The organism is Nocardia sp. NPDC005978, from assembly GCF_040614455.1.
GTDB lineage: Bacteria > Actinomycetota > Actinomycetes > Mycobacteriales > Mycobacteriaceae > Nocardia.
Genome location: NZ_JBEXUS010000095.1, coordinates 19,060 through 30,976 on the forward strand (window position 1 = coordinate 19,060; position 11,917 = coordinate 30,976).

At 71.0% G+C, this 11,917-nt stretch carries 11 protein-coding genes; 6 read left to right on the forward strand and 5 right to left on the reverse strand.

The annotated features are described in order from the left end of the window. Positions 1-63 precede the first annotated feature (63 nt). Positions 64-1,629, forward strand: coding sequence for an esterase-like activity of phytase family protein (locus ABZ319_RS31135; RefSeq protein WP_354990090.1), 1,566 nt, complete (start codon positions 64-66; stop codon positions 1,627-1,629). A 24-nt stretch (positions 1,630-1,653) separates the two neighbouring features. Here the strand turns inward: ABZ319_RS31135 and ABZ319_RS31140 are convergent, their stop codons facing one another. After that, complete coding sequence (locus tag ABZ319_RS31140; protein WP_354990091.1) at positions 1,654-2,769, reverse strand: alcohol dehydrogenase catalytic domain-containing protein; 1,116 nt, start codon at positions 2,767-2,769, stop codon at positions 1,654-1,656. 97 nt (positions 2,770-2,866) lie between these two features. Here ABZ319_RS31140 and ABZ319_RS31145 point away from each other — a divergent pair, with 97 nt between their 5' ends. Beyond that, positions 2,867-3,529, forward strand: a complete 663-nt coding sequence (locus ABZ319_RS31145; RefSeq protein ID WP_354990092.1) for a methyltransferase domain-containing protein — start codon at positions 2,867-2,869, stop codon at positions 3,527-3,529. 366 nt (positions 3,530-3,895) lie between these two features. Here the strand turns inward: ABZ319_RS31145 and ABZ319_RS31150 are convergent, their stop codons facing one another. Further along, positions 3,896-4,666, reverse strand: a complete 771-nt coding sequence (locus ABZ319_RS31150; RefSeq protein ID WP_354990093.1) for a hypothetical protein — start codon at positions 4,664-4,666, stop codon at positions 3,896-3,898. Between the two features lie 289 nt (positions 4,667-4,955). Here ABZ319_RS31150 and ABZ319_RS31155 point away from each other — a divergent pair, with 289 nt between their 5' ends. Next, positions 4,956-6,059, forward strand: a complete 1,104-nt coding sequence (locus ABZ319_RS31155) for a PQQ-dependent sugar dehydrogenase (protein WP_354990094.1) — start codon at positions 4,956-4,958, stop codon at positions 6,057-6,059. Positions 6,060-6,160: 101 nt separating this feature from the next. Here the strand turns inward: ABZ319_RS31155 and ABZ319_RS31160 are convergent, their stop codons facing one another. Both ABZ319_RS31160 and ABZ319_RS31165 read right to left on the reverse strand, forming a co-directional pair. After that, positions 6,161-7,648 (reverse strand): pentapeptide repeat-containing protein, encoded by a 1,488-nt coding sequence (locus tag ABZ319_RS31160; RefSeq protein WP_354990095.1) that lies wholly within the window; start codon positions 7,646-7,648, stop codon positions 6,161-6,163. Between the two features lie 188 nt (positions 7,649-7,836). After that, the gene (locus ABZ319_RS31165) at positions 7,837-9,084 is read right to left on the reverse strand and encodes an MFS transporter (RefSeq protein WP_354990096.1); all 1,248 of its coding nucleotides are present in this window, start codon (positions 9,082-9,084) and stop codon (positions 7,837-7,839) included. A 93-nt stretch (positions 9,085-9,177) separates the two neighbouring features. Here ABZ319_RS31165 and ABZ319_RS31170 point away from each other — a divergent pair, with 93 nt between their 5' ends. From ABZ319_RS31170 to ABZ319_RS31180, 3 genes are read left to right on the forward strand one after another with little or no spacing between them, the layout of a single operon-like run. Next, positions 9,178-9,519 carry a helix-turn-helix domain-containing protein gene (locus ABZ319_RS31170; RefSeq protein WP_354990097.1) on the forward strand — a complete coding sequence of 114 codons (342 nt, stop codon included), beginning with the start codon at positions 9,178-9,180 and terminating at the stop codon, positions 9,517-9,519. A 31-nt stretch (positions 9,520-9,550) separates the two neighbouring features. Next, positions 9,551-10,060, forward strand: a complete 510-nt coding sequence (locus ABZ319_RS31175; RefSeq protein WP_354990098.1) for a GNAT family N-acetyltransferase — start codon at positions 9,551-9,553, stop codon at positions 10,058-10,060. 36 nt (positions 10,061-10,096) lie between these two features. Beyond that, positions 10,097-10,783 (forward strand): SMI1/KNR4 family protein, encoded by a 687-nt coding sequence (locus ABZ319_RS31180; RefSeq protein ID WP_354990099.1) that lies wholly within the window; start codon positions 10,097-10,099, stop codon positions 10,781-10,783. A 301-nt stretch (positions 10,784-11,084) separates the two neighbouring features. On the opposite strand, the gene ABZ319_RS31185 is transcribed toward ABZ319_RS31180, so the two are convergent. Next, positions 11,085-11,917: VWA domain-containing protein (locus ABZ319_RS31185; RefSeq protein ID WP_354990100.1), on the reverse strand; the 833-nt coding region annotated here is incomplete at its 5' end.

Here is an 11,917-nt window from a genome sequence, read left to right on the forward strand (position 1 = left end):
GGTGCGGGCAAATGTTCAGCGCGCGGTCAACTGGCGGACGATTCGGCGCGATAGGCATCGCTGGTGAGAATTCGCCGCAATACCCGTACCGCGCTCGTGGCAGCCGCCGTGTGCGCCGCCGCCGTCACCGCCGGCTGCTCCGCCGACGCCGGGGCCGACTTCACCGCCGCCAAGGATCAGCCGCTGGTGATCTCCCTGGACGAGCTGCTCGGCAAGACCGGCGGCAGCGCGGCCGTCGCGCTCGCCGATCCGCAGCACGGCAGCCTGACCCGCCGCATCGACGGCGCGCTGGTCTACACCCCGGCCGCCGGGTACACCGGCAGCGACAGCATCACCGTCACCACCACCGACGCGGTGCGGTTGTTCACCACCGATGTCAAGCCGCTGGGCGAGTTCGGCGGGGTCACCGTGCAGGGCAGCGCCTTCGGCTCGGCGTTCGTCCCGGTGCCCGGATCCACGGACGAGTTCTACGGGCTCACCGATCGCGGGCCGAACGTGGACGGCAAGGGCAAGAACGAGAAGCTGGCCGTCACACCGGATTTCACACCGACCATCGCCAAGCTGAAGCTGTCGGGTACCCGGGCCACGGTGGAATCGACCATCCCGCTGAAGAATCCGGCCGGGCAGCCCTTCAACGGGCTGGTCGATCTGTCCGCCGACACCGGCGAGACCATGCGCGACCTGAACGGCAACGTGCTCGCGCCCACCGATCACGGCATCGACAGCGAGGGCCTGGTCGCGCTCGCCGACGGCACCTTCTGGGTCTCGGACGAATACGGGCCGTTCCTGGTGCATTTCGACGCCAAGGGCGTGGAGCTGGAGCGGCTGTCGCCGGGACGCGGGCTGCCCGGGGAGTTGTCGCTGCGCACGCCCAATCAGGGCATGGAGGGCCTGACCGTCACCCCCGACGGCAGCACCCTGGTCGGCGTCGTGCAGAGCGGGCTCACCACGCCCGGCCTGACCTCCGCGCGTGAGGTGCCGATGACCCGCATCGTCACCGTGGACCTGAAGACCAAGGCGGTCAAGGAATTCGTGTACCCGCTGCACGATCCGAAGGAGAAGCTGGCGGTCTCGGAGATCACCGCGCTGAGCAACACCACCTTCCTGGTCGACGAGCGCGACGGCAACAAGGCGCCCAAGGCGAACAAGAAGCTGTGGACCATCGACATCAGCGGCGCCACCGATGTCGGGCCGGACTCGAAGGTGCCGGGGGCGCAGTACGATCCGGCGCGGGGACTGCTCGTCGAGGGTAAGGCGCTCGAGACCTACGTGGGCGCGGTGCCGACCGCGGACGGGATCACCGCGTTGCAGAAGGCAGGCATCACCACCGTGGCCAAGAAGTCGAATCTCGATCTGTCGGCGCTGGTTTCGGGGTTGAACCCGGACGGCAAGTTCTTCGGGCACGACAAGGTCGAGGGCGTGGCCACCACCGACGGCGGCAAGACGCTGTACATCGCCAACGACAGCGACTTCGGGCTGGAGGGCGCGACCGGGGAGCAGCCGCCGTTCAAGCTCAAGGCCAAGACGCTGCCCAACGGCGTGCAGGACTCGGGTGAGATCCTGCTGGTGGACACCACCAAGCTGCCCGCGCAGACCCGGACCGCGACCATCAGCATCGACGTGCGCTGATCGCGGTCCGGAATCTGTTGCGGCTCAGTCGAACATGATGACCTGGCGCAGGGCGTGGCCCGCCGCCAGGTCGTCCATGGCCTGATTGATGTCCTCCAGGCGAATGCGCGCGGAGATCAGCCGCTCCACCGGGAGCTTGCCCTCACGCCACATGCGCACGTACTCCGGGATGTCGCGGTCGGGCACCGCCGAGCCCAGGTAGCTGCCGATGATCGAGCGGCCCTGGGCCACCAGCGCCAGCGGGGAGATGCTCGCGCGGGCGTCGGGGGCGGGCAGGCCGACCGTGACCGTGGTGCCGCCGGGCGCGGTCGCGTTCACCGCGGTCTCGAAGGCCCGCACATTGCCCGCGGCCTCGATCACGATCTCGGCCTGAATGCCCTGCTCGGCGACCTCGGCCGGGGTGTAGGACTCGCTCGCGCCCAGTTCCAGGGCGGCCTTGAGCTTGTCGCCGACGGTGTCCACGGCGATGACCTCGCGGCCGGTGCCCTCGCGCAGCGCGGCCGCCACCAGGACGGCGGCCATGCCGACGCCGCCGAGACCCACGACCATGATGCGGTCCGCCGGGCCGGGCTTCGCCGAATTCAGCAGCGCCCCACCGCCGGTCAGCACCGCGCAGCCGAGCACCGCGGCGACGTCGGCGGGCACGTCGTCGTCCACCGGCACCACCGAGCGGCGATCGACGACGGCGTGCGTGGCGAAACCCGAGACACCGAGGTGGTGGTGCACCGCTTCCCCGTCGCGCAGCAGGCGGCGGCCGCCGCCGAGCAGTTCCCCGGCGTTGTTGGACATGCTGCCCGGCAGGCACGGCGTGCGGCCCTCGCTCATGCAGCCCGAGCATTCCCCGCAGCGCGGCAGGAAGGTCATGACCACGCGCTGGCCGACCGCGATGTCGCCGTCCGGATCGCCCACCGCCTCCACCCGGCCCGCGGCCTCGTGCCCGAGCAGCATGGGCACGGGCCGGACCCGATTGCCGTCCACCACGGACAGATCCGAATGGCAGAGCCCGGCGGCCTCGATGCGCACCAGCAGTTCGCCGGGGCCGGGATCACCCAGGTCGAGTTCGCTCACGCTGATCGGCTTCGACTTCGCAAAGGGCGCAGCCTGCCCGATTCGTTCCAGTACGGCACCACGAATCCTCATGCGCCAGACGCTACTCCACGGGCCCGCCGGTGCGCAGGGCCGTGAACCTTCCCAGACAGTTGAAAATCTGCTTCGATGGGACCGGATAGGAGCACCCATGAACAGCACGTCCCACACCGCGGGCAATCGCGGCCTCAACAGCGTGGTGACCCGGTTCTTCGGCAACGTCGCCCGCGCCTACGACACCGCGGCCCTGCAGCGCGCGGTCTACCTGCCGCCGCAGGATCAGGTGATCGCCGAACTGCGGGCGGCCCGATCCCGGCGGATCGCCGATATCGGTTGCGGCACCGGCATTCTCACCGCGCGCATCGCCCGCGAACTGAAGCCCGAGGTCGTGTACGGCGTGGACGCCTCCACCGGCATGCTCGCCCAGGGCCGGGCCCGCTCGGCCGCGGTGCACTGGCGCAACGCCGCGGCGGAGAAGCTGCCGCTGGGGGCCGGCGAGCTCGACGCGATCGTGTCCACCAGCGCATTCCACTTCTTCGATCACCCGGTGGCGCTGCGCGAGTTCGCGCGGGTGCTGGTTCCCGGCGGCCTGGTCGCGATCGCCACCATGCACCCCTCCGCGCCGACCGTGCGACCCATCCAGCGCCTGACCCGCAGCCCGCGCTTCCCCGCGCACGCGCCCTCGCCCCGCGAGACCCGGAAGTTGCTGTCGGACGCCGGTTTCGAGGTCGTCGACCAGCGCAAGGTGAGCCGGCCGGTGCCGGAGTGGCTGATCCCGGACGTGATCACGGTGGGGCGGCTGCGGGCGGAGTGAGGTCGCCCGGAACGCCGGGGCGCGCCGCCCGACCGCGGGGCTGAGTGAGATCTCCCGGAACGCCTGGAACGCGCACCGCCCGGCCGCCCGACCGCAGGGCGGAGCGAGGTCACCCGGGACACCAGAACACACACCGCCCGGCCGCCCGACCGCAAGGCGGAGCGAGGTCACCCGGGACACCAGAACGCGCACCGCTCGGCCGCCCGACCGCAAGGCAGAGCGAGGTCACCCGGAACACCTGGAACACGCGCCGCCCGGCCGCCCGACCGCAAGGCAGAGCGAGGTCTCCCGGAACGCCTGGAACGCGCACCGCCCGGCCGCAGGGGCGGGGCGGGGCCAGACCCCGATCGCCGGGACACACGCCGATCAGTGGCCCGGTTTGTCCGAGCCGCGGAAGCAGACGGTCATGCGGCGCTTGTCCCAGACGACCCAGACCGCGCCCTGGTCGTCGCGGGGGCAGGCCGCGCCGCTGGTGGTGTCGGTCAGTACGGCGGTGACCCGCACGACATTGGCCCCGCGACTGCCGCAGGCCACCTTGGCGGGCTCGTCCATGTCGGCGGTGTCGTAGCAGAAGCCGACGCGCCAGTCGAAGGCCAGGCACAGGCGGTAGATCAGATTGCCGGAACGGTCGCGGCGGCTGGACTCGAGTTTGTAGAGCGGGTCGGTGCACTCGCCCGGACCGGTCTGCAGCACACGGTAGTTCGCGTCCACCGTGTTGCAGTCCGCCTGGACCGGGCTACCCGGCTGCCAGGCGGTGCGGCCCTGCGCGTCGGTGGTGCGCTCCATCGGCACCTCGACGCAGTCGCCGGGCTTCAGCAGTGACATGGGATCGGGGGCAACGGGTTTCGTGCTCGTCGGCGTGGTGACGACGGCGGCGGGAATCAGTCCGGGCGCGGCGGGCACGGCCGTCCCGGCGACGGTGTCACCGGTCGGCGGCCCAAGCACCGGTATCAGCGTGCCGATCAACACCGCCCACCCCAGCACCGCCATGGCCGGCGCGAGCACCCGCGCCACGAACGCGGCCCGCCCGGGCGGGGAATTCCCCCGCACCCGTCGCACTCTCGCGATCGCCAACCCTCCCCCGACGGCGGCCGCGCACAGCAGCGCCACCGCCATGCCGATCAGCACAGATTGCACGTCCGAAACTCCCCACCCCACACGTGGAATCGCCTACAATTCCCAACCCGCTGCGCCTGCAAGCTATCGCACCCACCCGAGCCCGGGCAATGTGACGAACACCGAACCCCCACCCACGGAGCATGATTCGCCGTTCGGGTCGACACCCGCCGGGGCGACGGCATGGTGAACTCCCCGGCCCCGTTGAGGTGTACGCGCCCGAGCTCGCGGGCCGGGCCGGGTGGGGCGAACACGGGGCAGGGACGCACTGGGAGCGGCGCTCGCGGGGGTTTTCGCGCAGGATGGGGGGATGGGTGCCGTTCCCGTTCGACTCGTGACCGGAATGCTGCTGCTTGTCGTGGCCGTGGGCTGCGGGGACGGGGCGGATCCTCCGCCGGGCGGGACGGCGGCGACCACCGCGGCGACCACCGCGGGCAGTGTGGCGAACGGGACGGTGGACCTCGGGGCGGGGCAGGAGATCGCGCAGGGGCTGGACACGCCGTGGGGGATCGTGTTTCTGCCCGACGGGGGTGCGCTGGTGAGTGAGCGGGACAGCGGGCGGATCGTGCGGGTGGGCGCGGGGGCGGCGGAACAGGTCTATCTCGTGCCGGGGGTGGAAGCGTCGGGTGAGGGCGGGCTGATGGGGCTGGCGCTCTCGCCGGGGTATGCGCGCGACGGGTATGTGTACGCGTATTTCACGGGCGCGCAGGACAATCGCATCGTCCGATTCCGGCTCGACGGTCAGCCGGAGGTCATCTTCAGCGGAATCACCAAGGCCGCCAACCACAATGGCGGGCGCATCGCCTTCGGGCCCGATGGCATGTTGTACGCCGGCACGGGGGACGCGGGCGAGGCCGAGCGATCCCAGGACGCCGGGAACCCGGACGGGAAGATCCTGCGCCTGACCCCGGAGGGCGCGCCCGCACCGGGGAACCCGATCGACGGGTCGCCGGTCTACAGCCTCGGGCATCGCAACGTGCAGGGGCTGGCGTGGGACCGGGACGGGCGGCTGTTCGCGGCCGAGTTCGGGCGCAACGCCTTCGACGAGATCAACCTCATCGAGCCCGGGCGCAACTACGGGTGGCCCGAGGTCGAAGGGCGGGGCGACACCCGCGGCGGGCGGTTCACCGACCCGGTGACGGTGTGGAAGCCCGCCGACGCCTCGCCGTCGGGGATCGCCATCGCCGGGGACACCCTGTACGTGGCCGCCTTGCGCGGGGAGCGGCTGTGGACGGTCCCGCTGCGGGACGGCACGGCCGGGGAACCGAGCGCCCGGTTCGAGGACCGCTACGGGCGGCTGCGCGCGGTGGCGGTCGCACCGGACGGCGCCCTCTGGGTGGGCACCTCCAACCGCGACGGCCGGGGTGACGCGCGCACCGGCGACGACCGCCTGCTGCGGTTCCCCGCTCGCTGATTCGGCCGCCCGTATCAGGCGCGCCGGGCAGCGGGTCGGAACCCGGATCACGCTCCCCGGCGCCGAGTTCGACTCGGACCGTCTCCGGGCACCCGCCCCGATCAGCCCGCGGAATCCGCGCCCGCCTTCTCCTTGACCGCGTCCTTGCCCGCCGTCACCGCGGGCGGGGTGTCTGCGAGCGGCGGGGGCCACTGCTCCGGGCGAACGTTGGCCGGTTTCGCACCGGGTGTGCCCGCCCAGTCGACCTGCACCCCGACCCACGCCTTCGGCCGTTCGAAACTGATGTCGCGGGCCTCGAACACCGCACGGCGGAAAGAGATCTCGCCGAAGAAGTCACCGCCGTTGAAGACCACCGCGCGCCCGCCCAGCACCGCGTCGGCGAAGGAGATCTTCCCGTGCAGCTCGGCCCGCGCGAAGGACACCTCGCGGGTGCGACCGGCCCGGAACCTGGTCTTGGCCCCCAGCTGCGCGCAGTCGAACGCGGTCGCCTCGGCGAAGAACCGGGTGGCGATGAAACTCGTACGGGCCCCGGTGAATTCGGCGCTGGTGAAGGTCACCCGATCGCCGTCGAACATGGCGCGCTCGAACGAGGTCAGGTCGGCGGCGAAGCGCGCACCGGCGAATCCGGTGCGCTCCCCCGCGAATCTGGCCCGGGTGAACGCGGTCCGCCCGCCGCCGAACACCGCGTTGTCGAAGGTGACCGAACCGCCGAAGGTGGCGTCGATGAAGGTCGTGCCCGCGCTGTCCCGTTCGGCGGCCGCGATGTGGGTGTGCGCGAAACGCGCGTGCTCGAACGTGGTCTCGGACCCGCGGAACATGGCCCCGCGGAAGGTGACCCGCGCGCCCAGGAACCGCGCCCGCTCGAAACTGGTGACCCGCGAACCGGTGAAGCCGGCGTTGCTGAACCGCGTGCTGCGGCCCGCGAAGACCGCGTCGGAGAAGTCGGCGTTCTCGAAGGTCGCGTCGGAGAAATCGAAATCGCAGGTGGACCACGAGGTTTGGGCCGTGCGCCGGAGCCGGTCGGCGATCACGCGCACGATCGTCTCGCGCACCTGGCGATCGTTCTGGCGGAAGTGGTAGACCCGCTCCACCGCGGTCCCGGAATCCTCGATGCGCTGGGATTTGGACACCAGGTGGCTGACGCCCTCGTCCGGCGCGTACGGCAGGCGCAGATACCCGCACAGCACGTCCACGCACTGCTGCCGCCGGCCGACCGCGGAGAATTCGTCGGCCACCCCGGCCATCGCGTACACCCCGGCGATGCGAACGGCCACATCGGAATCGCCCAGTTGCTTGGCCGCGGCGCCGAACAGATCGGCGAAGCGCCCGCGCTCGAGATCACGCTGACGCCGGTAGGCCACCACCAGCGCCACCGCGCCGCCGATGCCCGCCGCCAGCGCCAGGGCAATCTTGGTGAGTTCCACCCTGCTCGGGGTTTCGGCCTGCGCCCCGAGCAGACGCCACAGCAGCCACCACGTGACGCCGAGCAGCGCGAGGGTGCCGAGCACCGCGGCCAGCACCGAGAACAACAGCGCCGATCGATTCACCGTCCGGCTCAACGACCCACCGAACCTCGCCCACCACCGCATAGCGGAAGGATAGCGATCGGTCCCGCGAAACGCACAGCATGGCCCGATATGCGATCTCGGGCAGTATGTTTCGCGCTGGAACCGCAGGTCCGGGCCGCGGGCGGCGACGCCGAACGAGCGGATCCCACCGGGCCGTGCTGCGCGGACGCCGAGCCCCCGCATACGGCTCCGGGGGCGCGATCGGCCCGCTAGGGCAACTGCGGTTCGGTGACCTCGGCGGCGACCGGAACGGTCTCCACCTGCCGCCGCAGCCCGAGCCCGGCCGCACCGAGGCAGGCCACGGCCACCGCGCCCACGAACCACGGGAAGATGTTCTCGATGCCCCAGGTGGTCGCCGCCCAGCCCGCGAGCACCGTCGGCAGCGCCATGGCGGAGTAGGCGAGCAGGTAGTAGGCGGACATGGTCTCGCCCCGCTTGTGCTGCGGCACAACGTTGGACAGGTGCCGCAGCGAACCACCGAAGCCGAGTCCGAAGGTCGCGCCCAGGGCGAACCCGGCCAGCAGCACCAGGCCCCAGCGGCCGGTGGCCAGCGCGGGAATGGTCAGCACCAGCGCGATCGCCATGCCGATGTCACCGGCGATCGCGGCGCGCCGCGCGGGAATATCGGTCGCGAACAGCTGCGTGATCGCACCGGCCAGCGCCGTGGAGGCCACGACCGCGCCGCCGAAGACCAGGTTGTGAATGCCGGTCTGGGCCGCGGCCAGCGAGGGATACAGCGACAGCAGCACCCCGAGCACCGACCAGGCGGCCATGACGCCGAGCGCGGAGAACCAGAAGTCCCCGCGGATCTCCTGCGGCACGGCCGGTTTGGCGATGCGGATGCGGCCGTTGGTGCGCGCGGTGTGCGGCTCGCGCAGCAGCAGCACGCCCGCGGCGATGACCAGGCAGACCAGGGTGATGATGACGTACGGGGTGCGCAGCGGGTGCGGGGCGTACTGCGCGAGCAGCGCCGAGCCAAGAATCGCCACGGCCATACCGACATTGAAGGCGACCCCGGAGAGCTGGCCCGAGCGCGCGCCGCGCTGGGGCCGCAGATCCAGCAGCGCGGCCGCCCCGGCCACCACGATCGCGCCGACCGCGGTGCCGTGCAGGGCGCGGGCCACCAGCAGCATGGCCACGTTGTCCGCGAGCAGGAAGACGACCAGGCCCGCGATCATGATGCCGAAAGCGCCGAGCAGCACGGGCTTTCGGCCGACCACGTCGGAGATGCGGCCCGAGACCAGGACCGCGGCCAGCGCGGCCACGGCGTACACCGCGAAGACGAAGGTCGTGGTCAGCGGGGAGAAATGCCACTCCTGCTGATACAGCCCGTAGAGCGGAGCGGGCGCGCCGGATACCCCGAGCGCGACGCCGCTGGCGGCCAGCACCAGCGCGTACGCCCACGTCTGGCTGCCCTGCGTGTCGACCCGGCCCGGGTGCGTCACTGACGCTGCCATCGAAGCCTCCATCAGGTAAGTTTGATAATGATCGAACCTGACGCTACTCCTGGTTCGATCGTCGTCAAACCCGATATTCGAGTGAGGTAGCTCATGGCAGACATCGAAGCGCTGCACTACGAGTCCCCCCTGCCCGCCGTCCTGCCGGTGGCGCCGCTGCCGGCCGTGCTGGGCGCGCTCCAGGATCCGGTGCGCCTGGAAATGCTGCGCCGGCTGGGCAACGCGGGCGGGCCGCTGCGCTGCTCGGCCCTGTACGAGACCATCGGCAAGTCGACCGCCGCCCACCACTTCAAGATCCTGCGCGAGGCCGGGCTCACCGAACGGGTGATGATCGACGGCCAGACCTGCCAGCGCCTGCGGTTCGACGACGTCGACGCCGCGCTGCCGGGATTGCTGTCCGCCGTGCTGGGGGCGGCGAACCGGGTATCGGAGTGAATCCGCCGCCCGGGTGCGCTAGTTTCGAAAAATGCGCATTCGTGCGGCGAGATTCGACGACCTCCCCACCCTTCAGAACATCGAGGCCGCGGCCGGAGAACCCTTCCGGACCGTAGGCATGACGGAGATCGCGGAAGATGATCCGCCCACCATCGAAATGCTGGAGGAACACCGCCGCGCGGGGCGCGCCTGGGTGGCCGTGGACGACGACAGCGACACCCCGATCGCCTACCTCATCAGCGAGGAAGTGGACGAGACCGAGCACATCGGCCAGGTGTCGGTGCATCCGGACGCCGCCCACCGGGGCATCGGCCGCGAGCTCATCGAACACGCGGGCCGGTTCGCACGCGAAGCGGGCCTGGGCGCGCTGACGCTCACCACGTTCGTCGAAGTGCCTTGGAACGCACCGTATTACGAACGGCTGGGCTTCCAGATCATCGAAGATTCGGACCTGACCCCCGGGCTCAGCAAGATTCGCAAGGGCGAGGCCGAGTACGGCCTGGATCGCTGGCCGCGCACGGTCATGCGCCGCGATCTCTGAGCCGCCGCGGGGCGAAGTGCGGCTAGGCTGCCGCGGGTGAGCGATCGGATTTGGGACGGCGTGCGCGAGCGCGTCGCGGCACTCGGGCGTGCGAACAGCTCGATCTTCGGCATGCAGGGCCACCGGTTCGAGCTCGATCCGGTGCTGTCGCCCGGCGAGGTCGCCGAGTTGGAGGCGCAGATCGGGACGTCGCTGCCCGCGGACTACCGGGCCTTCCTGCTCGAGGTCGGCGCGGGCGGTGCGGGACCGTCCTACGGGCTGTTCCCGGTGCGGCGGGTCGATGGCCGCTGGCGCTGGGACGGCGACGGCGCGGATCTGACCGAACTCGGCAGGCTGGCCGAACCGTTCCCCGCGCGCGGGCCGGACCGGGAACTCCTCGCCGCCCTGCGCGCCGAGGAGCCGGACGAAGACGAGTTCGACGACGAGGACGAGTTCGACCTGGTCTACGAAGCCTGGGACGAGCGGTACACGGCCGTGTGGTGGAGCGACGATCTGACCGCGGGCGCGGCCGCGATCTGCCACCTGGGCTGCGCCATGCGCCAGTGGCTGGTGATCACCGGGCCGCACGGCGGCCGGATCTGGTCCGACGATCGGGTCGACAGGGCCGAAATGACCCCGCTGCTCGATGATTCCGGCGCACCGGTGACCTTCACCCGCTGGTACCTGAACTGGCTCGACGAGGCCGAACGACTGACCTCCCCCGAACGGGAGCCCGCGACCTGACCACCCGCCCTTGATCCCCAGCTTCCGGTCGAAGCCACACCACTACCGCGCAAGCTGATCCGAGCGCGGCGCCGGGCGAGGTCGCACCACACCGGGACCTGCGTGACCCCGCAGCGCAGGTCACAGTGGCAGAGGACAGCAGGCCGCACGCCGCAGCGGTTTGTCCGGCGATCGGGCGGGGACGGAGCGAGCCGAACCCGGGGCTGAACGATTCCGGTGCGCCGCTGACCTTCAACCGCTGGTACGTGCGACAACTCGTCGCCCCGCACAGCAACGCTGCGCGGGGCGAAACCCGGGGAACTCAGCGCAGGATGCCCGCTCGGCGGGCGTCGTTGATCCAGGAGGGGAACTCGCCGAGCAGGCGGTCGTAGAGCTCGGCGTCGGTGACCGTGTCGATGTCGTCGACCGCGAAGAAGCCGACGTTGTCGACGCGGCGGCCCGCCATGGTGTCCAGCTGCTCCAGGACCCCGTAGCCCGCCTTGCTGCCGAGGCCGATGAACTGCCAGAAGATCGGTTCCTCCACCGCGGCACGGAGTTCGGCCTCGATCTCGGCGTTCTTGTAGACGCCTCCGTCGGAGAAGAACAGCACCAGCGTCGGCAGCGGCGACGGCTCGTGCCGGACCTGGGCCCGCACTTCGGCGATGACCTTCTGCTCCTCGTTCTGGATACCGATCCGGCGCATGTCGACCTGACCGGGCTGGAGCTTCTTGCGCCCCGAACCGGGCAGGATCTTGAACTCGCCGCCGCGTACGTGCAGCGAAAGCCACTGCGGCAGATCACCGATGGTGAGATCCGGCAGGCGCGCGCAGTTGCTGGCGAAGGTCCACGCCGCCATCGCGCCGTTGTCGTCCAGCTGCGCGGCGACCGCCGCCATGCGCTCGACCACCCGATGCACGACCTGCTTGCTGTAGAGCATGGCCATGGAACCGGACGCGTCCAGCACCAGGATCACCCGCGCGGTCAGCTGCGGCACACCGTGTTTGGCGAGTGAGACCGCCACCTGCTCCTTGCGCAGGGACAACCGTTTCCGCATGTCGACCGGCAGCCGCTCCTCCCCCTTGGTCAACCGCACGGGTGCACCCGGGCTCGCCTGCGGCGCACCGGCTCCCGCGGCGGCGGGCGGCGGCGCGAAGC